This is a genomic window from Microvirga terrae (assembly GCF_013307435.2).
Taxonomy (GTDB): Bacteria; Pseudomonadota; Alphaproteobacteria; order Rhizobiales; family Beijerinckiaceae; genus Microvirga; species Microvirga terrae.
Genome location: NZ_CP102845.1, coordinates 3,159,019 through 3,182,787, shown reverse-complemented (window position 1 = coordinate 3,182,787; position 23,769 = coordinate 3,159,019). Strand labels below are relative to the sequence as shown.

The following is a 23,769-nucleotide window of genomic DNA, read 5'->3' as shown; positions in this document are numbered from 1 at the left end:
GCATCATGTCGAGGGCTCGTCTCAACTCAGCAGAACCTGAACGGCGATGATCTTGACGATGGTCATGCTCGGGAAGCAGATCGCATAACCGATGTCCGTCCGCTCGGTCGGAGCGAGGCGTCCCGCCGCAACCACGATGGCAGGGTTGCCGGTCGAGCCGGCGCAAACGCCGAGCAGATCATCGAAGGGTATGCGCAACAGGTAGCCGACCACCAGCACGATCAACACGAGGGTCAGAAGAACGAGCGCACCGCCAAGGAGGATCTGGACACCGTTGGTAGCCACGGTCTGGACGAACGGGCTGCCTGCCCCGATGGCGACGGAGCCGATGAACACCGACAGGCCGAGATTCCGCAGGACCAGATTGGCGACGACCGGGATCCGCCAGCCCATCGGGCCGGTGCGACCGAGCCAGCCCAGGACCAACGCCATGACGAGGGGACCGCCGGCGACGCCGAGGCTGAAGGTACCGCCCCCCGGCAGCGGCACGGGAATCATTCCCAGCAGGAGACCGAGCGCGATCCCGACGCCGACCGACACGAAGGACAGCTCGGCGTTGCCCTTGACGCTGTCGCCGAAGTGACGCTGGAGGTCTGCCTTCCGGTTCGACGGGACCGCCGCCACCAGCAGGTCGCCGAACTCGAGCGTCAGGTCGGACGACGCCATGATGTCGACGTCACCCCGGCGGACATGGGAGATGACGACGGGAAAATCCGGAAGCGGAATATCGTGGACGCCTTTGCCGACGAAGGCCGCCTTCGACACGTAGACCCGCGCCACGTCGTAATTGGCCCGGTCGCGGCTGATGCGCCCGGGTTCCTCGTAGCCCACGGCCGCCTTCGCCTTCTCGATGCTGGCCGGGTTGCCGACCAGCAGCAATCCATCGCCTTCGTGCAACCTCGTTCCGGCAATCGGCGGTGCATTCACGTGATGCTGACGGACCGCGACGATCTTCAGGTCCGATGGGAGGATTGCGGAGACCTCCTCGACCGTCCGATCCTCGCAGGCGGATTCGAGGGTCAGCTCGGCCACTCGGACGCTCTGGGACGGGGCCTTGAACGTGGGTTTGACCCAGGCGGCCATGATGGTCATCAGGATGATCGGCCCGACGACGCCGAACGGATAGGAAACCGAGTAGCCGATGGCCGGATCCTGGTTGCCCGCAGCCGCCAGGGCGGCCTGCAAGGTCGGCGTGCTGGTGCCGGAGCCTGCGAACAATCCGGCCGCCGTTGCTATCGAGATGCCGAGCGGGCCGGCGAGCGACATCGCGACGATGAGCGAGGCGATCACCGCCGCGGCCGACAGCGCGATGTACTTGAGGCCGGGTCCTTTGAGGCTTGAGAAGAATTGCGGCCCGTACTGGATGCCGACACCGTAGACGAACATGACGAGGCCGAGGGTGCCAACCAGTCCGGGAGGCGCCGACTTCGGAGCGATGGCCCCGATGATCAATCCGGTGAACAGCACCGCACCGGCCCCGAAGGAGACGCCGGCGATCGAGATCTGTCCGAGCGCATAGCCGGTCGCAATGGCGAGGAACAGCGCCAGCAGAGGCGAGGCTTCAAGCAGTGTGCGGACGATATCGACCATCGGTTTCCCTCATCTTGCGCGGCAGCCGGCATCGCGAAATTGGTTCAGGACCCTCTCCACCAGCGCGGGCGACGGGGAGGGCGTATCGGAGAGCTCGTAGTTCAGGCCCATGGCGTTCCACTTGAAGGCACCCATCTGATGGAACGGGAGGACTTCGACCCACTCAACGTTGCGCATCGGGGCGACGAACCGGGCGATGCCCTCGACATTGTCCGGATCATCGGTCAGCCCCGGGACGAGGACGAACCGGACCCAGACCGGCTTGCCGAGGGCCGCCAGCCGCTCCGCAAATTGCAGGGTCGGCTTGATGTCCTGGCCCACGGCCCGGCGGTAGGTCTGCGGATCCCAGGATTTAATGTCGAGCAGCACGAGATCCACCTGGCGCAGGTACTCGTCATCGGCCCGCGCGCCGAGGAAGCCCGACGTATCCAGGGCCGTGTGGAGGCCCATCCCCTTGGCGGCCGCGAAGAGCCGCTTGGTGAAGTGCAGTTGGACGAGGGGTTCCCCACCCGATATCGTCAACCCGCCATCCATGGCACGCAGCGGCGCCGCGTAAGCTTCGAGCGCGGTTCTGGCGCGCTCGAACGACACCCGCGTCCCGTCCTTGAGATGCCATGTATCCGGATTGTGGCAATACAGGCAGCGCAGCAGGCAGCCGCTCATGAACACCACGACCCGGATTCCCGGCCCGTCGAGGGTGGATCCCGTCTCGTACGAGTGAATCCACCCGACGTCGCCCCGAGGGTCGTTGAACGAGGCCGTGTCAGGTGCGTCCGGGGAGCGCGCCTGCTGCAGGTCGTACCGGCTCTTGGCCCAGGACTCATCGGCCATGACGTCACGCCTCACTCACCGTGGAATGTCCGGCTGATCACATCCATCTGCTGTTCCTTCGTGAGGCGCACGAAGTTGACCGCGTAGCCGGAGACCCGAATGGTCAGTTGCGGGTACTTGTCGGGATGCTCCATGGCGTCGAGCAGGGTGTCCCGATTGAGGACGTTGAGGTTCATGTGGAACCCGCCCTGGCCGCAATAGGTGTCCATGACCTTCACCGCCTGCTTGATCTTCTCGCCCTGGTCGAGACGGTTGAGGCTCGGCGTGATGGACACGGTGTAGCTGATCCCGTCCTGCGCATCCGCATAGGGGAGTTTTGCCACCGACAGGCACGAGGCGAGCCATCCATGGCTGTCGCGGCCATGCATTGGATTGGCCCCGGGGGCGAAGGGTTCCCCGGCTTTGCGGCCATCCGGCGTATTGCCCGTGTTCCTGCCGTAGACGACATTGCTCGTGATCGTGAGCACGGATTGCGTGTGAACGGCATTCCGGTAGGTCGGATGCTTGCGGATCTTCCTCATGAAGGAGGAGACCAGATCGGCCGCAATGGTGTCGACCCGGTCGTCGTTGTTGCCGTATTTCGGGAAGTCGCCCGTAATCTCGTAATCGACGATCAGCCTGTCCTCGCGCCGGATGGGTTTCACCTGCGCGTGCTTGATCGCCGACAGGCTGTCGGCGACGACCGACAGGCCGGCGATGCCGAAGGCCATCGTGCGCAGGATCTGCTGGTCGTGCAGCGCCATTTCAAGACGCTCGTAGTAGTACTTGTCGTGCATGTAGTGAATGCAGTTCATGGCATGGACGTAGGTTCGCGCCAGCCATTCCATCATGGCGTCGAACTTTCCCATGACGTCGTCGTAGTCGAGGACGTCACCTTGGACGGGCGTTACGGTCGGACCGACCTGCTCGCCGCTGACTTCGTCCCGGCCGCCGTTGATGGCATAGAGCAGACACTTGCCGAGGTTCACCCGTGCCCCGAAGAACTGCATCTGATTGCCGATGCGCATGGCCGAGACGCAGCAGGCGATGCCGTAATCGTCTCCCCAGTAAGGGCGCATGAGATCATCGTTCTCGTACTGGATGGACGAGGTCTCGGCCGACACCTTGATGCAGTAGCGCTTGAAGCCGTCCGGCAGCTGTTTCGACCAGAGCACGGTCATGTTGGGCTCCGGCGCCGGGCCGAGATTCGTCAGCGTGTGCAGCATGCGGAAGCTCGTCCGGGTCACCAGAGGGCGGCCGTTGAGATCCATGCCGCCGACGCACTCGGTCGCCCAGTAGGGGTCGCCCGAGAAAAGCGCGTCGTAATCGGGGGTGCGCAGGAAGCGGACGATGCGAAGTTTCTGAACGAGCTGGTCGATGAGTTCCTGGGCGCCCGCCTCGTCCAAAGCTCCGCTCTTCAGATCGCGCTCGATGTAGATGTCGAGGAAGGACGAGATGCGGCCGATCGACATGGCCGCGCCGTTGGCCTCCTTGATGGCACCGAGATAACCGAAATAGGTCCACTGCACAGCTTCGCGGGCGTTCGCTGCCGGACGGGTGATGTCCAGGCCGTATATCTTGCCCATCTCGGCCAGATCGGCCAGAGCCCGCATCTGCTCGGACAGCTCCTCGCGCTCGCGGATGACATCGTCGCTCGGCCACTTCGCGTCGAGCAGGGCCCGCTCGGCGCGCTTGGCGGCCAGCAGTTTGTCCGTCCCATAAAGAGCCACCCGGCGGTAATCGCCGATGATCCGGCCGCGGCCGTAGGCATCGGGCAAGCCCGTAATGATATGGCTGCGCCGGCAGGCCATGATTTCCGGCGTGTAAGCATCGAAGACCCCGTCGTTGTGGGTCTTGCGATACTTGGTGAAGACCTCGTGCACGATCGGATCCGGCTCGAAGCCGGCCGCCTTCAGCCCGGCCTCGACCATGCGCAGCCCGCCATACGGCATGATGGCGCGTCTGAACGGAGCATCGGTCTGAAGCCCGACGATCACCTCGTTGTCACGGTCGATATAGCCGGGTCCATGGGAGGTCAGCGACGAGGGGGTCTTGGCGTCCACGTCCAGAACACCCTTGCGGATCTCTTCCTTGAAATACGGCTGCAGCTTGCTCCAGACGGCCTTCGTGCGCTCGCTCGGGGCCACCAGGAAGCTCTCGTCTCCGTCGTAGGGCGTGACGTTGCGCTGAATGAAATCGCGGACGTCGATGGCGTTCTGCCAGCGACCGGGCGCGAATCCAACCCATCCCTCCGTGCGATCAGCGGCCTCGGAGGCGTCGGCCCGCGGGCGGGCTCCGGCCTTCTGTCCCGCCTGTTGCTCCGGTGTATCGGCGTATCTCCGGGTGGCAGTGGCTTCATCGGGCATGACGGCCTCCTCCCACGACATCCGTGGGACATTCCTGCGACAGGTCAGCGGCCGCTCACACGCGCCCGCAGGGCGGTTCAGCAGAGCACGAGGTTCTGGGCGAGGCCGGCCTCGCTCGTCTCCTTGTATTTCGGGTTCATGTCCTTCGCGGTGTCGGACAGCGTCTTGATCGTCGTGTCGAGATCGACCCGGTGCCGGCTCGCGATCTCGTTGGTGGCGATCATGGCGGCCGCCCAGGCTTTCACCGCCCCGAAGGCGCAGCGCTCGATGCAGGGAACCTGCACATAGCCCGCGACGGGATCGCACGTCATGCCGAGGTGGTGCTCGAGGGCCGACTCGGCGGCATTCTCGATCACGTGCGGCGGCTGGTTCAGCACCTGCGTGATCAGGGCCGCGGCCATCCCGGACGCGACGCCGATCTCGGCCTGGCATCCGCCTTCGGCGGCGGCCAGCGTCGCGTTGTGCTTGCACAGGTAGCCGACGGCCAGGCCGGCCAGCAGGCCCTGGCGGATCTTGTCCAACGGCACCGCGCGTCCGCTCTGGGTCAGGGCGTAGACGATCGCCGGCATCACCCCGGCGGACCCGCCGGTCGGCGCCGTGATGACGAGGTGCCCGCGGGCATTCTCCTCGGAAGCGGCCAGGGCAAAGGCCGAGACCAGCCCGATGGCGCGGTCGCTCATGTAGGTGTCATCCATCGCCCGCTCGTAGACCGTGGCCGCCTTGGAGTGGAGCTTGATCGGCCCGGGCAGAACGTCGTCCTTGTAGGACAGACCGGTCTTCACCGTGGCGATCATCGCATTGGCGATCTTGTCCAGGAAGGCGTTGATCTCTTCCTCGTTCTTTCCGGATACGGCAATCTCGTTCGCCATCATGACGTCGGCAATCGAGAGATTATTCTTCTCCGCGTGCTGGCGCAGTTCCTTCATGGTGGCATAGGGGTATTTCGGCGCTCCCTTCTTGGGAGGCTCATAGCCCTTCCACTCGATGAAGCCGCCGCCGACCGAATAATACTCCTGCTCGTAGAGCACCTTGTCGCCCGCCATGAGGCGGGCCGTCATGGTGTTCGGGTGCGGGAAGTCCCCTTTGGTCGCGTCATAGACGATATCGGCAAGGGACAGGTTGAACGACTTGCTTCCGACCTTCACCGGATAGGTCTGATCCGGCTTGGCGATCATCTCGTCGAGAAAGCGCGGATCGACGGTCGCCGGCTCCTTGCCGACAAGGCCGGCGAGGGCCGCGCGTTCGGTGCCGTGGCCCTTGCCCGTGGCGCTCAGGCTGCCGAAGAGATGGACCTTGAGGCCGGTGGCCTGTGCCAGTTGATCCGCGGGCAGCTTCGTGACGCGCTGATAGAAGTCATAGGTGATCCGCATCGGCCCGATCGTATGCGAGCTCGAAGGGCCGGGGCCGACCTTGTAGAATTCGTCCGCCACCGTCATGACCGGGCCCTTCGACGACTTGACGACGTCGAGATCGGGCGAGAGGGCCGAGCTCATCTTGAGGCCGGCATCGCCGCCTGCGGCTTCCTTCTTGGCCTGCTGCGCGGCGGCTTCCGTCGCGGCCTGCTGGGCGCGAGCCTCAGGCGCCCAGGTGGTGCCGGTCATCACGGCCGCCGCGCCGATCGCGGCATGGCGGACAAAGAATGTCCGGCGGTCGATGCCTGCGGGCAGACTGGCCGGATCGGGCGGTGTGGAAAGCAGCTCGTCATCCTTGCTGGAGCGAGTCATGGCGTGTCCTCCTATTCGGATTTAGGAGGCGCCGCGGGATCGGCGCGCATCTCCGTTTCCGTTCTCGCCGGAAGGGTTTCCTTCCCTTGGGCATCATCTTAGGATTCCCGGATGGCAGTGCTTGACTGAAAGGGACAATCTCTTGACACTTTGAGATGCCTGATCGCGGATCGACGAGACCGGCCGGGCTCCAGCCAAGCCGAAATTTTGATGTTGCTGCAGTCGATCTGACGCGTGTCCGGGGAGGTGGCCCAGCGTGATGCGGGATGTCGTCGCCGCGGACGGCCTGCGGCGTAAACTGTCAAGAGATTGTCCAGACTGGTCAAGCATCCCATTCCCGCTGGCCTAGAATGCTTCCGCGCGCCGTCGACCCGGCAGGGCGGAACTCGGCCGTTCCCGTGACGTCGCGTGCAAGAATGCCCAGATGGGATCACACCCGTGCTCTGTGGATTGTTCGCGGGGATGAACGGTACAAGAATGGTGCAGGAAAGGGGAAGGAGCGATGGAGATGTCGTTCACCCGCCGGGCAGACGAAGCGCCCTCGGCCTCTGGACTCGACTCCCTCACCGAAGACCTTCGCCGGGTGCTTCGGATTGAACTGTTCCGGGACACCTGTTCCGCGGTGAGCATCGCGCGTCTCTTTTCCATGCACCGCCGCACCTTGAGCCGGCACCTGCGCAATGAAGGCCTCGCCTTCCGACAGGTGGCGAACGAGATCCGGTTCGAGATCGCGTGCGACCTTCTGAAGAATACCGACATGCCGCTGAGCCAGATCGCGGCGGTCTTGCGGTACTCCGAGTTGAGCGCGTTCACGCGCGCCTTCCGGCGCTGGTCGGGACACACGCCTTCGGCATGGCGCAGCGATCACCCCGGTCTTCGGAAGGCGCCGCGAATCCACAGGCGGCGCGACCGAGAGTCCAGCATTCCGTCAACCCGCCGCTCGGGCGACCCCTCCTGACATGGCCGTGCGGGATGGCCGGTCATTTCGGGACGGCAGTCCAAAACTGTCAACACGATGGCCCAACAGGTCAAGCAGCGCGGGTTGAAACGGCCATACTCCCACCTCCGGCAACCAGTGGCGACCGTCAATCGGGAGCAAAGAGCGGAGGCCAGCATGACGGTTGCGGTTCAATCCCAAGATGTGTCCCAGGATCGACGGCGGCATGACAAGTACGATCGGCTTGTGGCAGTCGCCCAGTCCCTCCCGAAGTTGAAAGTCGCGGTGGCTCACCCCTGCGATGCAGCCTCCCTGGGGGCGGTGTTCGAGGCAACCGATCTCGGCCTGATTGAGCCGATCCTGGTCGGGCCGCAGGCCCGGATCGCGGCCGCCGCGGCGGCGCTCGGCAAGGATGTGTCCACGATGCGCATCGTCGAGGCCCGGCACAGTCACGCGGCCGCGGAGGAGGCCGTCAACCTCGTACGGTGCGGTCAGGCGGAAGCGCTGATGAAGGGCAGCCTGCACACGGACGAGCTCATGGGCGCCATCGTCCGTCGCGAGGGAGGACTCCGCACCGCCCGCCGGATCAGTCACTGCTTCGTCATGGACGTTCCAACACACGAGACCGCGCTGATCATCACCGATGCGGCGGTGAACATCGCACCGACCTTGGAGGACAAGGTTCACATCGTGCAGAACGCCATCGACCTCGCCCGGGCCCTGCGCGTCGACCCCGTGCGGGTGGCGATCCTGTCGGCCATGGAGACCGTGAACCCGAAGGTGCCTTCCACCATCGAAGCCGCGGCGTTGTGCAAGATGGCCGACCGCGGGCAGATCACCGGCGGCATTCTCGACGGACCTCTCGCGCTCGACAACGCCATCGACCTCGGCGCCGCCAAGATCAAGAAGATCGAGTCCCCCGTCGCAGGGCAGGCCAATGTCCTGGTGGTGCCGGATCTCGAAGCGGGCAACATGCTGGCCAAGAGCCTGACCTTCCTGGCCGACGCCGATGCCGCCGGCATCGTGCTCGGCGCCCGCGTGCCGGTCATCCTCACCAGTCGGGCCGACTCGACCATCACCCGCCTGGCCTCCTGCGCGGTCGCTTCGCTGGTCGCCGACGCGCAGCGCGCGAAGCTCGCCATCCCGGAGGTCTGAGCCATGATCCCCGTCCTCATCGTCCTCAATGCCGGATCGTCGAGCCTCAAGTTCCAGGTCTTCGACATGGTGGACGATGCGGAGCCGCAACTCGTCTGGAAGGGCTTGTATGAGGGGCTCGGAGGATCAGCGCACTTCGTCGTCAAGGACAATGACGGGGCGGCCCTCGACGAGATGACCTGGAGTTCCGGTGACCGGATCGGGCACGAGGAAGCGCTGATGCATCTCGTGTCATGGCTGCGCTCCCATCAGGAGGGACGAAAGCTTGCCGCCATCGGACATCGGGTGGTTCATGGCGGGCAATCCTTCTCCGCTCCGGTGCTGGTCGACGATTCCGTCGTCGAGGCCCTCGAGGCTCTGGTGCCGCTGGCTCCGCTGCATCAGCCCCACAATCTCGAGCCGATCCGGATCGTCCGCCGCCGGCTGCCGGGGCTGCCGCAGATTGCCTGCTTCGACACGGCCTTCCACCAGACCCAGTCCGACATCGCGAGCCTGTTCGCACTGCCGCGGGAGATGCGCGATCTCGGCGTGCGGCGCTACGGCTTCCACGGATTGTCCTACGAATACATCGCATCGACCCTCCGCGATTACGACCCTCGTCTGGCCGACGGCAAGGTCATCGTCGCCCATCTCGGCAACGGCGCGAGCCTGTGTGCGCTCAAAGGCGGGGTCAGTGTCGCGACGACCATGGGGTTCTCCGCGCTCGACGGTCTGCCGATGGGCACCCGCTGCGGCGCTATCGATGCGGGCGTCGTCTTTTTCATGCTCCGCGAGATGAAGCTCTCGCCGGAGGAGGCGGAGCGCATGCTCTACACCAAGTCCGGCCTTCTCGGGGTGTCCGGCATCTCGAACGACATGCGGGTTCTTCGCTCCAAGGCGGCGAGCGACCAGGATGCCAGGCGCGCCATCAACCTTTTCGTCTATCGCATCACCCGCGAGATCGGCTCGCTCGTGGCGGCGCTCGGCGGCATCGACGGGCTCGTCTTCACGGCCGGCATCGGCGAGAACGACGTGGCGACCCGCGCCGAGGTCATCTCCGGCCTGTCCTGGGCAGGGTTCAGCCTTCATGAGGCGGCCAACAGCGCCGGGGGACCCCAGATCACATTCGGTACCGGGCCGACCGCGTGGGTCATTCCCACCAATGAGGAGCTGGTGATCGCACGGCAGACGGGCCGCGTGCTCGACGCGACCCGTGAGCGGCTCGCATCTTGAACAGGGAGATCGATGTCATGGAAACGCTGAACACCAAGCCGGACGAAGGCAAGACCCAGGATCAGCTTGGGGACGAGACGTTCATGTCCGCCGCGGACCTGCGCAACTACATGACCGAGATGAAGACGGCGAAAGCGTCCAAGTCTACGGAAGGCATGGACCGGGCCGAGAAGGCGCGTCAGGATCTGATCAAACGGATGTCGGAGCCGCTGGAACTGACTACCGAGCAATTGAGGGACATCCTCGTGCCGCTGAAGGCGAAGCTGCGCGCTGCGGCGGAGCGCGGCCAGACGGAGCTGATGGTCATGCGGTTCCCCAATGACCTCTGCTCGGACCATGGGCGGGCGATCAACAATGCCGACCAGACCTGGCCGGAAACGCTGACCGGACGTCCGCGCCAAGCCTACGAGCTGTGGCGAGACCAGCTCCGGGATGCGGGCTTCAAGCTGAACGCGATGATCATCGAGTGGCCGGGCGGAATGCCGGGCGATGTCGGCTTCTTTCTCAAATGGGGCGAAACCAAGCGGTGACCCCCGACTGAGGCCCTCCCGTGCGGAACACTATGATGCGAACAGCGAAACAGCAGGCCGAACCTCGAACGGGACCCGATGACAATCCAGCGCTGACGCGTGTGGAGAAGGTCGCCCGTGCACAGGCGACGGTCACGCAGGTCTATCATGAGCGATGCGCAAACGCATGGCGGCGCTACCTCGGCGCGATGAAGGTCGCCGGCGAGCCGTTGCGGGACGGGCCGACCCGTCCCGCGACACCGCTCGAATTCTGGCGCGATGCAAGCTCCTACTGGCTCGACTTCACGCAGCGCTCCATCCTGTTCTGGGACACCCTGCGCCAGCGCGGCAACAACTGGATCGAGCACGAGAAGGCCGGCAAGCCGCCGCTTCTCGACTTCGGTTGGGAGATGATCGCCGATGCCCGGACGTTCGCGCGTCCCGTGAACTACGCTCTCGTGCGCATCGCCCCGCCGGACGGCGTCACGACGGATCCGGAGCGCCGCCCCTTCGTTATCATCGATCCCCGGGCCGGCCATGGGCCGGGGATCGGCGGCTTCAAGCAGGACTCGCAGGTCGGCGTGGCGCTCAAGGCAGGCCACCCGGTCTACTTCGTGATCTTCTTTCCCGAACCGATGCCGGGGCAGACCCTTGCGGATGTCTCCCGCGCCGAGGCCGAGTTCCTCCGCATCGTCGGCGAGCGCCATCCCAAGACCCGCAAGCCGGTGGTGATCGGCAACTGCCAGGGCGGATGGGCCTCGATGCTGGTCGGGGCACTGGAGCCCGATCTGGTCGGTCCCATCGTGATCAACGGGGCGCCAATGTCGTATTGGGCCGGCAATGATGGCGAGAACCCGATGCGCTATGCCGGCGGGATGCTCGGAGGCACCTGGCCCGCGCTCCTGGCAAGCGATCTCGGGGCAGGAACCTTCGACGGGGCCAACCTCGTCGAGAACTTCGAGTACCTCAACCCGGCCAACACCTATTTCGACAAATACTACACGCTCTTTTCCAAGATCGACACCGAGCCGGAGCGCTTCCTCGAGTTTGAGCGCTGGTGGGGCGGATTCTTCCTGATGGGGCGGGAGGAGATCAGGTGGATCGTCGAGAACCTGTTCGTGGGCAACAACCTCGCCGACGGCGACGCCGAGTGGTCGGAGGGGCGTGCCTTCGATCTGCGGGCAATCCAGTCGCCCATCATCGTATTCGCGTCGCTTGGCGACAACATCACGCCGCCGCAACAGGCCTTCAACTGGGTCGCCGACCTCTATCCGACGACGGAGGCCCTCAAGGCGAACGGGCAGGTCATCGTCGGCCTGATGCACAAGAGCGTCGGCCATCTCGGCATCTTCGTCTCCGGGGCGGTCGCCAAGCGCGAGCACACCCAGATCGTCGACCTGATCGACTACATCGAACATCTGCCGCCCGGCCTCTACGGCATGCAGGTCGAGGAGCAGAAGGTGGACGGGAGCGTGCGCTACGACGTGCTGCTGACTGAGCGTCAGGTCGAGGACCTTCAGGTCCTGCAAAAATATGGCCGCAAGGACGAGATGCCGTTCCAAGCCGTCGAAGCAACCTCCGAGATGCTTGCCTCCACCTACGAGACCTTCGTCCATCCCGCCGTTTCCGCCGTGGCGACGCCTACGGGGGCGGCCATGAGGCGGGCGCTGCACCCGCAGCGGGCGCAACGCTGGGCGGTGTCGGACCTCAACCCGTTCCTGTGGCCGCTAAAGGGCATGGCCGACATGACCAGGGCGAACCGGGCTCCGCGCGACACCGAGGGGCCGATGGCCATGATGGAACGCTGGACTGCCGCCCTGACCTCCGCCTCGTGGGATCTCTATCGTGACCTGCGCGATGCCACCGTGGAGAACACTTTCTTCCGGACCTATGGTCCGGCCGGAATCGGCATGGCGGCGGAAGAAGCGGCGGGCGTCCCGGATGAACCGTCCATCGCTGTCCGAGATACCCGTTTGGTCAAGGAGGCGCTCTCCCGCATCGAGGAGGGCGACCGGACGAGGGCGTTCGTCCGCACGGCGCTCCTGCTGATGAAGGCCGGTACGGGCCGTCGCAGGCTCTCGGCCATGAAGCGGGCCCGCGATCTTGTCGGCAAGGACATCGGACTCATCGACATGCCGGCGGAAGCGGCTCGCGGGATCATCCGGGAGCAGTCCTATATCGTCGATTACGAGCCGGTGAAGGCTCTGTCGGCGCTGCCGAAGCTTCTGCGAACCTCGGAGGACCGGCGTGGTCTGCTCGACCTGCTCGACCGCGTCGAGGGCCGGATCGAAGCCAACAGCGAGCAAGTCGCCTTGCTGGTCGAGATCAGGCGGCTGCTCGCCGAGGATGGGGCCGGAAGCGGAGAAAAGCGTGAGCCGATCACGGTGGAGTTGACGAAGGATCGGGCGGCCGGCCGTCCAGAGGCCATGACGCGGCCGAGGCGCCCCCGCCAGACCCGCGAAACCAGACGTGCGAGAGCAAGTTCATGAACGATCATCCGGCCGAGCTGCCTCCGGGCGCGCTTCAGTCAAACATACTGCATGGCAAGCGGGCGCTCGTCGTCGGCATCGCCAACGAGCACTCGATCGCCTATGGTTGCGCCAGGGTCTTCCGCCAGCTCGGGGCCGAGCTCGCGATCACCTATCTCAACGAAAAGGCCCGGCCCTACGTCGAGCCCCTTGCGAAGGAGCTGGGCGCCTCGATTCTTGTGCCCTGCGATGTGGGGCGCGACGGTGAGCTTGAAGCTGTCTTCGGGCGGATCGGCGAGACCTGGGGCAGCCTCGACATCGCCCTCCATTCCATCGCGTTCGCACCGAAGGAGGATCTCCAGGGACGTCTTCTGGACAGCTCCGGCGAAGGCTTCAAGGTGGCGATGGACATCTCCTGCCACTCCTTCATCCGCATGGCCCGCCTGGCGGAGCCCTTGATGAAGGAGGGCGGCACGCTGCTCGCGATGAGCTATCACGGCGCCAACAAGGTGGTCCCGAACTACAACCTCATGGGCCCGGTGAAAGCAGCGCTGGAGAGTGCCGTGCGCTATCTCGCCTATGAACTCGGCGAGAAGCACATCAGGGTGCACGCCGTCTCGCCCGGGCCCCTGAAAACCCGCGCGGCCTCCGGTCTGAAGGACTTCGACGTGCTTCTCACCGAGGCCATCGAGAGGGCTCCGATCGGCGAGCTGGTCGATATCGACGATGTCGGCCTGACCGCCGCATACCTGACGACACCCTTCGCCCGACGGCTGACGGGGACAACCACCTATGTCGACGGCGGCCTCAGCATCATGGCGTGATTGGACCGTCCTGGGACCGAAGGGCGACAAAGGGAGGTGCTGATGACGTTCGATGTTCCGTTGCCCAATCCGTCGACAGGCCCGGTGGCGCCCGTCCTCGGGCCGACTGCCTGGATGATCCTGGGAGAGCCTTCATGGCCGCGCCAATGAATCTGCATCCTGCCGCCCCCCACCACCTGCCGGTGTTCATCGCCGCGCCTGGCGAGACCGATGTCCTGATGGTCGTCGTGGCGGTGTTCCTGGTGCTCGCGGTGCTGGCCGTCGGCCTGCTGTTCCTGCGGCTGCACACCTTGCCCGAGCGCATGGCGCACAGGTCGCACAAGCTGCAATTCGAGATCGTCGCCGTGCTCGGACTGCTCGCCCTGTTCACGCATGTGCACCTGTTCTGGGTGGCCGGGCTCCTGCTCGCCCTGATCGACATTCCGGATTTTGGCAATCCACTTCGCAGGATCGCAGGATCGCTCGAAAGGATCGCCGGCCTGAAGCCCGGCGAAGGGGCCGGCGAGGCGCCGGATGAATCGGGGTTGGGCGCCAGCACGACGGAAGCAGCCAGCAGCGACGCGGTTCAGGTGCCGAAAACCATCGCCTTGTCCCGGACCCCGAAGGAGCGGACCCATGCTTGAGCTTCTCCTCTGCTCCCTGCTGACGATCCTGCCGGATTATCTCTACCGCCGGTATGCCCAGGGCAAACGGATCGGCAAGGAGATCACGCTCTTCTCGATGTGGTTCGAGCTGCGCTGGGGCATCATCACCTGCCTGATGCTCACCATCGGGCTGATCACGGTGATCTTCTACAACCACCCCTCGACCACGAACGCCACGGCGTTCTTCCGCACCATCCCGATCCTGCCCGAGACCAATGGGCGCGTCGCCGAAATCTTCGTTAACAGCGTGAGCGGCGCGGTCAAACAAGGCACGCCGATCTTCCGGCTCGACAACTCGAAGCAAGAGGCTGCAGCGGAGACCGCGCGCCGCCGGATCGCCGAGGTCGAGGCCGAACTGGTGGCCGCGCGGACCGATGTCGCGGCGGCCGAAGGCAGGATCATCGAAGCGAGGAGCGCCTATCAGCAGGCCGTCGACGAGCTGGAGACGAAGCAGGAGATCTACCGCCGCAATCCAGGCGCCGTGGCCACGCGCGACATCGAGCGGCTCCAGGTCACCGTGCAGGGGCGCCAAGGCACCATCGACGCCGCCACGGCGGCACGGGCGCAGGCGGAGACTCGGATCTCGACCCTGCTGCCGGCCGAGAAGGCCAGTGCCGAGGCCGAGCTGGCTCAAGCCCAGGTGGAACTGGACAAGACCGTGGTCCGGGCGGGCGTGAACGGGCAGGTGGAGCAGTTCACGCTGCGCGTGGGCGACGTCGTCAACCCACTGATGCGTCCCGCCGGCGTCCTGATTCCGGAAGGTGCCGGGCGAGGGCGCCTGCAGGCCGGCTTCGGTCAGATCGAGGCCCAGATCATGAAGGTCGGCATGGTGGCCGAGGCCACCTGCGCGTCGAAGCCCTGGACGGTCATCCCGATGGTGGTGACGGGCGTGCAGGACTTCATCGCGGCCGGTCAGATCCGCAGCGGCGAGCAGTTGCTCGACGCGCAGCAGGTGGTCCGGCCGGGCACGATCCTGGTCTTTCTCGAGCCGCTCTACGAGGATGGGTTCGATGGCGTCACGCCGGGCAGCAGCTGCATCGCCAACGCCTATACCAGCAACCACGACCTGATCGCTTCGGGGCAGGTCGGCACCCTGAAGGGGTTGGCCCTTCATGGGGTGGATGCCGTCGGGCTCGTGCACGCCATGATCCTGCGCATCCAGGCACTGGTGTACCCGATCCAGACCCTCGTGCTCGGCGGGCACTGACATACACAAGGAGGACGATTCATGGCCATCATGCCGAAGATGTCAGCCACGTCCGAGATGCGGCGCGGCACCGATGCGCTCGTCATGGCGGGCGATGGCGGTCAGGCCTTGGCGAAGTCGGCCGAGACGTGGATCGCCGTCGCTACGGAATGCCATCGCGAGATGATCGAATTCGTCTCGATGCGGCTCGGAAAGGACGGTGAGGCCGCCCGGGACATGCTGGGCTGCAGGAACCCGGCAGACGCGACGGCGATCCAGACCCGCTGGGTCGAGGAGACCCTGCGCGACTACGGATCGGAGATGACCAGACTGATGGCGCTGTGCACCAGGGCCATGAACGACGGGGGTCGGTCCGGACGGTGAGGGCTTCGCCAGAACCCTCGACGCCGGCAAGGCTCCCGGCCGGTCTCAAGCTGAGGAACGCTCCATCCGGAGCGATGGCGCATCCCGAGCCCGGTCAGCCTCCGGGTCGATCAGGACAAACCCGGCGGAGGCCCCGACCACGGCAAGAAGTCCCGAAAGCAGGAGTGCGTTGCGGGTTCCTTCGGGAGTTCCGGCACTGGCATCGACCATCACTCCCATGACCGTCGGGGCAAAGGGACCCGCCAGCGTCGTGATGGCGTTGACCATGCCGAGGGCGGCTCCGCGCTGCGCGACCGGTGTGACGTCGGCAACCAGGACGGGGCCGAGCACGAACATCACGTTGCAGAGAGAGAACGCAACCACCGTACAGACGATCACGAGCACCGAGCCGGTGGAGAGCGACATCAGGATCACCATGAGGCCGGAGGCGAGGACAGCCGCGCATGCAACCCATCCGCCCGCGATCCGGCTCGAAACGCCACGCCGCTTGAGGCCGTCGGAAAGGCTGGATACGCCGGGCAGCAGAATGATCTGGCAGAGAGAAGCCAGCATCATGATCCAGCCGGCCTGGATTGGCGTGTAGCCGAAGGCCTGGTGCAGGAAGGCCGGCAGCCAGACGATCGCTATCGTCAGGAGCCAATAGGCGCTGAAGCCGACAATCTCGACCCCGACCACCGTCCGGCATCCGAGCAGGCGGCGGTATGACAGCTGTTTCTCGGGTTCGACGACGCTGCCCGTGACCCGGCCCTCGGCGACAAGGGGTCCCTCGCGGGCGACCATCAGCCAGGCGACACACCAGACGATGCCGAGCAGACCGAGCAGCCCGAAGGCGGCCTGCCACGACCAAGCGGCAATGACGGTGACGATCACCGGCGCAACGATCCCGTTGCCCGCCAGGGCTCCGACGGCAATGAGGCTTGTCGGCAATGCCCGGTGCTCTCTCGGGAACCACTTGTAGGCGGCATGGACCGCCACGGGGTAGGCGGGGCCTTCGCCGAAGCCAAGCAGCACCCGGTTGGCCACCAAGGCCGTCACGGTGACCGGCAGCAGCATTGGCAACTGGCAGAGGGACCAGATCAGCGCAAGGCCGGCCAGTACCCAGGTGGTGGCGACCCGGTTCACGAGAAAGCCGCCGATCGCCGCGCTCAGCGAGAAGAAGGTGAAGAAGCTCGCTGCGATCAGGCCGAACTCGGAATGGCTCAGCCCCATTTCCCGCATGATCGGAACAGCGGCCAGACCGAGCACCGCTCGGTCGGCGAAGTTGATGAGCATGAGCAGGCAGAGCATGCCCACGACGATCCAGAGGCGGGCGGGATCCGCCGCTCCATCCGTGGACGCGGCTCGTGGGCTCACCTCCGTCATCCGCTTATGCACTTTCCCCATTGCAACGGAGCCGCGGCGACCGGCTCGGTGCGCTGCATCCGAGCCGAAGCGTGACAGACCACGGCCGTTCGCCCGTCATACGGAGGCTCAGCCGGCGTCGGTCCGTGGCGGACGCCGGCGCCCGGCATCCTCAATAATATCGGCGGTAGGCCACCCGGGGCCCCAGATAGCGCGGACCATAGTACCCTCGATATGCGCCATAGTAGCGAGGGCCGTAATAGACGCGCCGTGGATAGACCCGCGGCCCGTAATAGGCCGGGCGGGGATAGTAGCCCGGGCCGTAATAGACCGGCCGGGGATAGTAGTAGGCGGGACGGGGGTAATAGTAGCCCGGCCATGGGGCATAGGCAGGATAGCCATAGGCCGGGTAGCCGTACCCATACCCGTAGGCAGGGGCCGTCGCGGCCGCGGTGATCAGTCCACCGAGGATCGCTCCGCCGACCAGTCCGGCCGCAACGGCACCGCCTCCCCAGCCCGACCGATAGTACCCGCCATAGCCCCAGCCCGGGCCGCGCCAGTATTGTGCGTCGGCCGTCCCGACACTGCCCGTCAGGATCAACGCGGCCGTGGCGAGTGTTGCAAGTTTCTTCATGGCAGCCTCCAAAGGCTTGATGTCCGCTCCGGTTCTCTTGCGTGCCTCCGGACCTGTGCCGCCTCGTTCATCGGCAGCGCACGGGATTGGCTCGGCCACGCGGACCGGACCCCGATCATTCTCGACCCTGGCGGCGACGCCGCAGATGACCCGCAGCCCGCAACGGGCCAGATTATACCCGCCGGAAGGACGTGCTTGATCGCTTGAGACAGAGTCTTGACAGTTTGAGACTGTTACTAAGCCGTCGCAGGGGCGAGCAACGCTCCGCGGTCGGGTTTTTTCGCGAGTCTCAACGGGAGCACTGCTTGTACTCTGTGCCGGTCGTATCCCGCTCGTTGAAATAGCGCCGGAGAGAGCCGTCCGGTTGCAGGGACATGAGAACCCTGACCTCGCTGCCGGCCACCGAATTGGCGCAGTCGAGGACGAGGAGCTGACGATCCCCGTTCGGCCGAGCCGACTTGATGCGGCACGTCGCCTGGGGCGTCCTCAGGCGGCTTCCGGTCACGATGAAGGCGGGGGCGAAGATGTCGACCGGTCGTTTGAACGAGACTCCCTTGCCGGCCGAGGAGTAGACCTCCTCACAATCCACGCTGCCCGACAGCCATGCGCCCTGGAACCGGGCAAGCCCACTCTGCGCCACCGCACCCGACATGGCGGACGACATGATCAAGATCAGGCCAAGTCCGGCAGGGCCCAGGAATCCCGCAAGTCTCATCGTGACCTCCCCGAGGACCGAATCGTCGTCCTCTGCTGCCCGCCAATGCAACATGGTAGGCGGGCTGCAACATCATGCTTGACGGAAGAGGACAAGCGCTTGGCAGTTTGGGCCATGGGCGTCGCGTCGATGGCGGGTGCTTCCTGGTCTGCCGGATACGGTCAGCCTCCAGGAGTCCTATGGAGAGGTAGCCGGTGCATGGTTGGAAGCGGCACCTGGGCGGGCGCTGAGACGAAGGTTGGGAGCAGGGTGGTGCCCTCGCTCCGTCCTCGCTCCTCCGACGCCACCGGGCGGTGATCGGCTCGCCCCATGCGGCGGCGCAAAGTGTCAAGAGGTTGTCCCGTCCGATCAAGCGCTGAGTTCCCGCTCGGCTATGGTGCCTTTCGAGAGGCAGACAAGCCATGAGGGCACTCCTGGTGGCCGCCGTCGCTGCGGGCTTCGTCACAGGTGCCGACGCCCAGTCAGGCTCCACGACCCTTGCGATGACCTGCGCCCAGGTCAGAGGGATCTTGGCTTCGCGGGGTGCGGCCGTGCTGCGTACCGGACCGGCAACCTACGATCGCTACGTTCGCGATGGGAGCTTCTGCGCGTTCCAGGAAACCGCACGTCCCGCCTGGGTCAGGACAGCCGACGTCGCGCAATGCCCGGTCGGAGGGGTCTGCCGCTCGGTCGAGATCGACAACGGGCGGTGAGCCGAGCTGTCCAGACCCACGCGGGAAAGAGACGATATCATGACGGACAAGCCCTATCCCGACGCACGCCTCGCGCCCGTGGCCTCCTGGCTGAAGCCATCTCTTCTGTGGCTCCTGGTTCTCGCACCCATCGCCGCGAGTCTCGATCATGCAGGCATCGCTCCGGCCGGAATCATCTTCTTCTGTGCCGCCTTGGCCATCATGCCGTTCGCCAAGCTCATCGTTCAGGGAACCGAGCAGGTCGCCGCCCATACCGGGTCGACGATTGGAGGTCTGCTCAACGCCACCTTCGGCAACCTCCCGGAGCTGATCATCGCCATGACGGCCCTGCGCGCGGGCCTCGTGGAAATGGTGCGCGCCTCCATCGTCGGAGCCCTACTCGCCAATCTGCTGGTGGCGCTCGGCCTGTCCTTTCTGCTCGGCGGCCTCCGGCATCACACGCAGAAATACAATCCAGACGCAGTGAGAACCTACTCGTCGACCATGGTGCTCGCCTGGATCAGCCTGGCGCTCCCTAGCGCCTTCCACCGTGTCCTGGAAGAGGAATCGCACCTCGGGGTGCACGCCACCCTGGATCTCGTCGTGGCCGCCGTCCTGCTCGGCCTCTACGGGCTCTTCCTGCTCTACTCCCTGAAGACCCATCCGGAAACCTTCGCCGAACTGAGCTCCCCCGCCGCCGACACCGGAACGCACGATCATCCCAGCCTCGCATGGGGTGTCGCGACGCTGCTGGGCGCGTCCCTCGGTGCCGCATGGATGAGCGAGATCCTCGTGGGCGCCGCCGAGCAGGCCGGCCATGCGCTGGGCATGTCGCAGATGTTCATGGGGGTGATCGTGCTCGCGCTCGTCGGCGGCGCCGCCGAGTCCGGCTCGGCGATCGCCATGGGTCGGGCCGACCGTGCCGACCTGAGCATCGGCATCGCCCTGGGAAGCTGCGTGCAGATCGCCCTCTTCGTCGCCCCCGTCCTCGTGCTGCTCGCACCGGCCATCGGACCGGCGGAGTTCCGCCTGGTGTTCTCCCAGGCCGAGATGTGGATGCTGTTCGGGGCGGTACTCCTGGGCGCAACTGTTGCGACGACAGGCCAATCCAACTGGTTCAAAGGCGCCCAGTTGGTGGCACTCTACGTCATCATCGCGGCCATCCTGTACCTCATCCCGTCCCCGACGCCGCAATAGGTGGACCATGTTGCGACAACTCCTCGTGGGTGGCGCCGTCAGCCTGGGCAACATTGCCATCCATGCCATCGTGATGGCGGCAGTCGTGGCAACTGGCCGCCGGGTGCTGAAATGGAAGCACAGTTCGGGACAGACCTGGCTTTCCGTCCTCATGGTGGCGGTCGTCGGAGTGCTCCTGGTCGCTCATGTGGCCGAGGTCATCACTTGGTCGCTCGCTTATGCGATCCTGGATGTCGCTCCTCCCGGGGCCGACGTGCTGTACTTCGCGTTCGTGAACTACACGACGCTGGGCTACGGTGACGTCTTGCCCGGAGAGCACTGGCGCCTGCTCGGACCGATGGCGGCCATGAACGGCGTGCTCTTGTTCGGCTGGTCGACTGCGGTCATCTTCGAGGTGATGAGGCAGGGTATGCGGCTCCGCGACCAGACGACCGGGGCGTGATCGCGTGCAGATGGGCGAGACGCCTTGATAGGGTTCGCACCGGTCTTCCAGCGCCTGGACTAGCCGCATTTCCGCGGTAGCGCGTTCGGCTGCATCGTCCGGCCCATACGCCGGTCCAAAGCCGATCATCCTCGGCGGCCGCGAACATGACTTCTGATGCGGTGGTTGATCGGGGCTGAACCAAAACCGCCTTCGGTCTATTGACGTGGGGCCCGGGAACGCTTCGGTCGGCTTTCCCGTGGACGCTCGAACGTGGCGGGTGTAGGTGACCGTGATCGTAGCGAATGGACCGAATGGATGGGCATCGACTGGGACGTCGTCATCATCGGAGGTGGCGCCGCAGGGATTGGGGCCGCGCGTCGTTCGGCGGATCATGGACTGTCCACGCTGTTGCTGGAAGCATCGCAGCGGATCGGTGGCCGTGCCCTAACGGTCAACATCGCCGGGCATGCGCTCGATCTCGGCTGCGGCTGGCTCCATTCAGCCGATCGCAATCCGTGGGTCGGCATCGCCGAAGCGTCCGGTTTCGCCGTGGACCGCAGGCGGTCGGCCTGGAACCAGCAATATGGCGACCTCGGCTTTTCCCAGGCGGAGCAGGAAGCCGCCGATGAGGCTTATGCCGCATGGCACGAGCGCTTGGTCAGCGAGCCCACGCCAAGGGACTGCGCGGCCGATGCGCTGCAGCCGGGCGGGGCATGGAACGCCTATCTTCAGGCGATCAGCGGCTATATCAGCGGAGCCAGCCTCGAACGTCTCTCGGTTGCCGATTATCTCGCCTACGACAGGGCTTCAACCAGGTATAACTGGCGGGTCCCGGCGGGATACGGCACCCTCGTCGCGGCAGGCCTGCCGGCTACCGTCGCGCTGCGCGTCGCCACTCCGGTTGAAGCCATCGATCTTGATGTCGACGGTGTGAGCATCGTGACACGCGCCGGTTCGATCACGGCGCGAAGCGCCATCCTCACCGTTTCGACCTCGGTGCTCGCCGGTGGGATGATCAGGCTGCCGGCCTCACTCGACGATTGGCGACATGCCGCCGGAAGCCTGCCGCTCGGCCGGAACGAGAAGGTGTTCCTGGAAATCGTGGGCAACAGTCCCTTCGAACCGGAGACCCATGTGATTGGTGATCCACACGACGCCCGCACGGGGTCCTACTATATCCGCCCGTTCGGTCGGCCTGTGATCGAGGGATTCTCCGGCGGGGAGGGTGCCCGTGCGTTGGCCGAGAGCGGCCCTGCGGCCGGCTTCGTCCATGCCGTCGATCAGCTTGCGGCGCTGTTCGGCTCGGAGGTCCGCGCCACGCTCCGTCCGCTGGCGGTGTCCGACTGGAGCCGCATGGAGCATGTGGGAGGCGCCTACAGCTATGCCCTGCCCGGGTGCGCCGGCGCGCGGGATCGGCTCGCCCGTCCCTTCGACCAACGGCTGTTCTTCGCCGGGGAGGCGACGGAGCGGTACGACTTCTCGACGGCCCACGGCGCTTACCAGAGTGGGCTGCGGGCTGCCGAGGAGGTCATCGCTGCGCTCGGTGCTCGCGCGTCCTAAGTTTACGGCGTCAAGGAACAGGGGGAGCGCCATGGCTTTGATCTTCATTACCGGCAGCACGGAAGGGCTGGGCCGCGCAGCCGCTCAGGCTCTGATCGGGCAGGGGCACCGGGTCGTTCTGCATGCACGATCCGCGCAGCGCGCCTCAGCGCTCGTGGATCTTTCACCGCGTGCGGCCGGCGTCGTGGTCGGTGACTTGGGCAGTGCAACAGAGACCCGCTCAGTCGCGGCTCAGGTCAATGCCCTCGGTCGCATGGATGCCGTGATCCACAATGCAGGCATCTATGCGGTGAAGGACCGGTCGGCGACCCCGGAGGGGCACGCGGCCATTCTCGCGGTCAACACGCTTGCCCCGTACATGCTGACGGCCCTGGTCGAACGCCCTCAACGGCTGATCTACCTGAGCAGCGGCATGCACCGGGGCGGCACCGGGCCGCTGCACGATATCGACTGGACCGAGCGCCGCTGGGATGCAACCCGCGCTTACTCGGAAAGCAAGCTCTACGTTGCAGCGCTCGCTCTTGCCGTCGCTCGGCACTGGCCGGAGGTCTTGAGCCATGCGGTCGATCCGGGCTGGGTCCCGACCCGAATGGGTGGTCGTGGAGCGCCGGACGATCTGGAGGAGGGCCATCGCACCCAGACTTGGCTCGCGACGTGCAACGATCCGGCCGCAATGGTCAGCGGTGGGTACTGGTACCACCGCGAGCGGCAGGCCCCGGCCACGGAAGCGTCCGATCCCGTGTTCCAGGACGCGCTCATGACCAGACTTGCTGCTCTGACCGGCATGACGCTGTTCTGAATCGAGACGAGGCCTCCGGCTCAAGGCTCGGATTGAATATCGCTGGATCTGTCCGGGCCAGACCTGACGGTAACTTACGCCTTGGCCGACGCCCCGTACTGCTCGTCGGTGACGTGCTCCATCCAGTCCACGGGTGAACCGTCGAGCTTCTCCTGGATGGCGATGTGACTCATGGCCGTGGTCGGAGACGCGCCGTGCCAGTGCTTCTCGCCTGGAGGGAACCAGACCACGTCGCCGGGCCGGATCTCTTCGACCGGACCGCCCTCGCGCTGAACGAGGCCGCGGCCCGTCATGACGATGAGGGTCTGCCCGAGCGGATGGGTGTGCCAAGCGGTGCGGGCGCCGGGCTCGAAGGTCACGAGGGCACCGGCGACCCGCGCCGGATCGGGCGGGCTGAACAGGGGGTCGATGCGCACTGTCCCGGTGAAGTATTCGTGCGGTCCCTTCCCGGATGGCTGTGATCCGGCTCTCGTGATGTCCATGGTCGAAGTCCTTGTGTTCGGAATCAGTGAGGCTGCTGTCGGCGATGTATCTAGGTCCGTTCCGCCGAAACGATGAGAGGCCTGGGTCTGCATGGACCGATGAGCCTCAGTCATGTATGGGCCCCATGAATGGAACC

General features: G+C 65.5%; 22 protein-coding genes. 14 read left to right on the top strand and 8 right to left on the bottom strand.

Annotated elements, in window-relative coordinates; translation table 11 throughout:
* Positions 1-21 precede the first annotated feature (21 nt).
* The 4 genes from HPT29_RS14965 to HPT29_RS14950 all read right to left on the bottom strand — a co-directional run bounded on the left by HPT29_RS14965 (position 22) and on the right by HPT29_RS14950 (position 6,490).
* A complete protein-coding gene (locus HPT29_RS14965) occupies positions 22-1,590 on the bottom strand; it encodes an aspartate:alanine exchanger family transporter (protein WP_173946805.1) in 1,569 nt (522 codons plus the stop codon).
* A 9-nt stretch (positions 1,591-1,599) separates the two neighbouring features.
* Positions 1,600-2,421: a pyruvate formate-lyase-activating protein gene (gene pflA, locus HPT29_RS14960; protein WP_173946806.1), complete on the bottom strand. Its 822-nt coding sequence runs from the start codon at positions 2,419-2,421 to the stop codon at positions 1,600-1,602.
* Between the two features lie 11 nt (positions 2,422-2,432).
* Complete coding sequence (pflB, locus tag HPT29_RS14955; protein WP_173946807.1) at positions 2,433-4,766, bottom strand: formate C-acetyltransferase; 2,334 nt, start codon at positions 4,764-4,766, stop codon at positions 2,433-2,435.
* A gap of 77 nt (positions 4,767-4,843) precedes the next feature.
* Complete coding sequence (locus HPT29_RS14950; RefSeq protein ID WP_173946808.1) at positions 4,844-6,490, bottom strand: L-serine ammonia-lyase; 1,647 nt, start codon at positions 6,488-6,490, stop codon at positions 4,844-4,846.
* A 508-nt stretch (positions 6,491-6,998) separates the two neighbouring features.
* On the opposite strand from HPT29_RS14950, the gene HPT29_RS14945 reads away from it, so the two are divergent.
* From HPT29_RS14945 to HPT29_RS14905, 9 genes are all read left to right on the top strand, one after another.
* Entirely contained in the window at positions 6,999-7,448 is a 450-nt protein-coding gene (locus HPT29_RS14945; RefSeq protein WP_259060042.1) for a helix-turn-helix transcriptional regulator, read from the top strand.
* Between the two features lie 156 nt (positions 7,449-7,604).
* Positions 7,605-8,582, top strand: a complete 978-nt coding sequence (locus HPT29_RS14940) for a phosphate acetyltransferase (protein ID WP_173946810.1) — start codon at positions 7,605-7,607, stop codon at positions 8,580-8,582.
* A gap of 3 nt (positions 8,583-8,585) precedes the next feature.
* The gene (locus HPT29_RS14935; RefSeq protein ID WP_173946811.1) at positions 8,586-9,794 is read left to right on the top strand and encodes an acetate/propionate family kinase; all 1,209 of its coding nucleotides are present in this window, start codon (positions 8,586-8,588) and stop codon (positions 9,792-9,794) included.
* 17 nt (positions 9,795-9,811) lie between these two features.
* Positions 9,812-10,324, top strand: a complete 513-nt coding sequence (locus tag HPT29_RS14930) for a hypothetical protein (RefSeq protein ID WP_173946812.1) — start codon at positions 9,812-9,814, stop codon at positions 10,322-10,324.
* A 35-nt stretch (positions 10,325-10,359) separates the two neighbouring features.
* Complete coding sequence (locus tag HPT29_RS14925; protein WP_173946813.1) at positions 10,360-12,792, top strand: DUF3141 domain-containing protein; 2,433 nt, start codon at positions 10,360-10,362, stop codon at positions 12,790-12,792.
* Positions 12,789-13,595: an enoyl-ACP reductase FabI gene (gene fabI, locus HPT29_RS14920; RefSeq protein WP_173946814.1), complete on the top strand. Its 807-nt coding sequence runs from the start codon at positions 12,789-12,791 to the stop codon at positions 13,593-13,595. Before HPT29_RS14925 ends, fabI begins: the two co-directional genes overlap by 4 nt.
* A 134-nt stretch (positions 13,596-13,729) precedes the next feature.
* Entirely contained in the window at positions 13,730-14,218 is a 489-nt protein-coding gene (locus tag HPT29_RS14915) for a hypothetical protein (protein WP_371823178.1), read from the top strand.
* Positions 14,211-15,446, top strand: a complete 1,236-nt coding sequence (locus HPT29_RS14910) for an HlyD family secretion protein (RefSeq protein ID WP_173946815.1) — start codon at positions 14,211-14,213, stop codon at positions 15,444-15,446. The genes HPT29_RS14915 and HPT29_RS14910 overlap by 8 nt, the downstream gene beginning before the upstream one ends.
* Positions 15,447-15,467: 21 nt before the next feature.
* The gene (locus tag HPT29_RS14905; RefSeq protein WP_173946816.1) at positions 15,468-15,809 is read left to right on the top strand and encodes a phasin family protein; all 342 of its coding nucleotides are present in this window, start codon (positions 15,468-15,470) and stop codon (positions 15,807-15,809) included.
* Between the two features lie 45 nt (positions 15,810-15,854).
* Here the strand turns inward: HPT29_RS14905 and HPT29_RS14900 are convergent, their stop codons facing one another.
* The 3 genes from HPT29_RS14900 to HPT29_RS14890 form a co-directional block, all read right to left on the bottom strand.
* Positions 15,855-17,162, bottom strand: a complete 1,308-nt coding sequence (locus HPT29_RS14900; RefSeq protein WP_173946817.1) for an MFS transporter — start codon at positions 17,160-17,162, stop codon at positions 15,855-15,857.
* A gap of 160 nt (positions 17,163-17,322) precedes the next feature.
* A complete protein-coding gene (locus HPT29_RS14895) occupies positions 17,323-17,784 on the bottom strand; it encodes a hypothetical protein (protein ID WP_173946818.1) in 462 nt (153 codons plus the stop codon).
* A gap of 289 nt (positions 17,785-18,073) precedes the next feature.
* Complete coding sequence (locus tag HPT29_RS14890; RefSeq protein ID WP_173946819.1) at positions 18,074-18,499, bottom strand: hypothetical protein; 426 nt, start codon at positions 18,497-18,499, stop codon at positions 18,074-18,076.
* Between the two features lie 401 nt (positions 18,500-18,900).
* Between HPT29_RS14890 and HPT29_RS14885 the strand changes: the two genes are divergently transcribed.
* The 5 genes from HPT29_RS14885 (at position 18,901) to HPT29_RS14865 (ending at position 23,150) form a co-directional block, all read left to right on the top strand.
* Positions 18,901-19,191, top strand: coding sequence for a hypothetical protein (locus tag HPT29_RS14885; RefSeq protein ID WP_173946820.1), 291 nt, complete (start codon positions 18,901-18,903; stop codon positions 19,189-19,191).
* Positions 19,192-19,230: 39 nt separating this feature from the next.
* On the top strand, positions 19,231-20,367 hold the full coding sequence (gene cax / locus HPT29_RS14880; RefSeq protein ID WP_173946821.1) for a calcium/proton exchanger: 1,137 nt from the start codon (positions 19,231-19,233) through the stop codon (positions 20,365-20,367).
* 7 nt (positions 20,368-20,374) lie between these two features.
* A complete protein-coding gene (locus tag HPT29_RS14875) occupies positions 20,375-20,809 on the top strand; it encodes a potassium channel family protein (RefSeq protein ID WP_173946822.1) in 435 nt (144 codons plus the stop codon).
* A 297-nt stretch (positions 20,810-21,106) separates the two neighbouring features.
* Entirely contained in the window at positions 21,107-22,351 is a 1,245-nt protein-coding gene (locus tag HPT29_RS14870; protein WP_173946823.1) for a flavin monoamine oxidase family protein, read from the top strand.
* 31 nt (positions 22,352-22,382) lie between these two features.
* Positions 22,383-23,150: an SDR family NAD(P)-dependent oxidoreductase gene (locus HPT29_RS14865; protein ID WP_173946824.1), complete on the top strand. Its 768-nt coding sequence runs from the start codon at positions 22,383-22,385 to the stop codon at positions 23,148-23,150.
* Positions 23,151-23,224: 74 nt separating this feature from the next.
* Here HPT29_RS14865 and HPT29_RS14860 read toward each other — a convergent pair whose 3' ends face one another.
* Positions 23,225-23,632 carry a (R)-mandelonitrile lyase gene (locus tag HPT29_RS14860; RefSeq protein WP_173946825.1) on the bottom strand — a complete coding sequence of 136 codons (408 nt, stop codon included), beginning with the start codon at positions 23,630-23,632 and terminating at the stop codon, positions 23,225-23,227.
* Positions 23,633-23,769: the final 137 nt, after the last annotated feature.

Coding starts and splice junctions, on each gene's coding strand:
- HPT29_RS14925 (WP_173946813.1), top strand. CDS start 10,360: ATGCGAACAGCGAAACAGCAGGCCGAACCTCGAACGGGACCCGATGAC.
- HPT29_RS14935 (WP_173946811.1), top strand. CDS start 8,586: ATGATCCCCGTCCTCATCGTCCTCAATGCCGGATCGTCGAGCCTCAAG.
- HPT29_RS14930 (WP_173946812.1), top strand. CDS start 9,812: ATGGAAACGCTGAACACCAAGCCGGACGAAGGCAAGACCCAGGATCAG.
- HPT29_RS14945 (WP_259060042.1), top strand. CDS start 6,999: ATGTCGTTCACCCGCCGGGCAGACGAAGCGCCCTCGGCCTCTGGACTC.
- HPT29_RS14940 (WP_173946810.1), top strand. CDS start 7,605: ATGACGGTTGCGGTTCAATCCCAAGATGTGTCCCAGGATCGACGGCGG.
- HPT29_RS14950 (WP_173946808.1), bottom strand. CDS start 6,490: ATGACTCGCTCCAGCAAGGATGACGAGCTGCTTTCCACACCGCCCGAT.
- HPT29_RS14910 (WP_173946815.1), top strand. CDS start 14,211: ATGCTTGAGCTTCTCCTCTGCTCCCTGCTGACGATCCTGCCGGATTAT.
- cax (WP_173946821.1), top strand. CDS start 19,231: ATGACGGACAAGCCCTATCCCGACGCACGCCTCGCGCCCGTGGCCTCC.
- HPT29_RS14860 (WP_173946825.1), bottom strand. CDS start 23,632: ATGGACATCACGAGAGCCGGATCACAGCCATCCGGGAAGGGACCGCAC.
- HPT29_RS14885 (WP_173946820.1), top strand. CDS start 18,901: ATGAGGGCACTCCTGGTGGCCGCCGTCGCTGCGGGCTTCGTCACAGGT.
- HPT29_RS14865 (WP_173946824.1), top strand. CDS start 22,383: ATGGCTTTGATCTTCATTACCGGCAGCACGGAAGGGCTGGGCCGCGCA.
- HPT29_RS14905 (WP_173946816.1), top strand. CDS start 15,468: ATGGCCATCATGCCGAAGATGTCAGCCACGTCCGAGATGCGGCGCGGC.
- pflA (WP_173946806.1), bottom strand. CDS start 2,421: ATGGCCGATGAGTCCTGGGCCAAGAGCCGGTACGACCTGCAGCAGGCG.
- fabI (WP_173946814.1), top strand. CDS start 12,789: ATGAACGATCATCCGGCCGAGCTGCCTCCGGGCGCGCTTCAGTCAAAC.
- pflB (WP_173946807.1), bottom strand. CDS start 4,766: ATGCCCGATGAAGCCACTGCCACCCGGAGATACGCCGATACACCGGAG.
- HPT29_RS14965 (WP_173946805.1), bottom strand. CDS start 1,590: ATGGTCGATATCGTCCGCACACTGCTTGAAGCCTCGCCTCTGCTGGCG.
- HPT29_RS14875 (WP_173946822.1), top strand. CDS start 20,375: ATGTTGCGACAACTCCTCGTGGGTGGCGCCGTCAGCCTGGGCAACATT.
- HPT29_RS14870 (WP_173946823.1), top strand. CDS start 21,107: ATGGGCATCGACTGGGACGTCGTCATCATCGGAGGTGGCGCCGCAGGG.
- HPT29_RS14890 (WP_173946819.1), bottom strand. CDS start 18,499: ATGAGACTTGCGGGATTCCTGGGCCCTGCCGGACTTGGCCTGATCTTG.
- HPT29_RS14895 (WP_173946818.1), bottom strand. CDS start 17,784: ATGAAGAAACTTGCAACACTCGCCACGGCCGCGTTGATCCTGACGGGC.
- HPT29_RS14915 (WP_371823178.1), top strand. CDS start 13,730: ATGGCCGCGCCAATGAATCTGCATCCTGCCGCCCCCCACCACCTGCCG.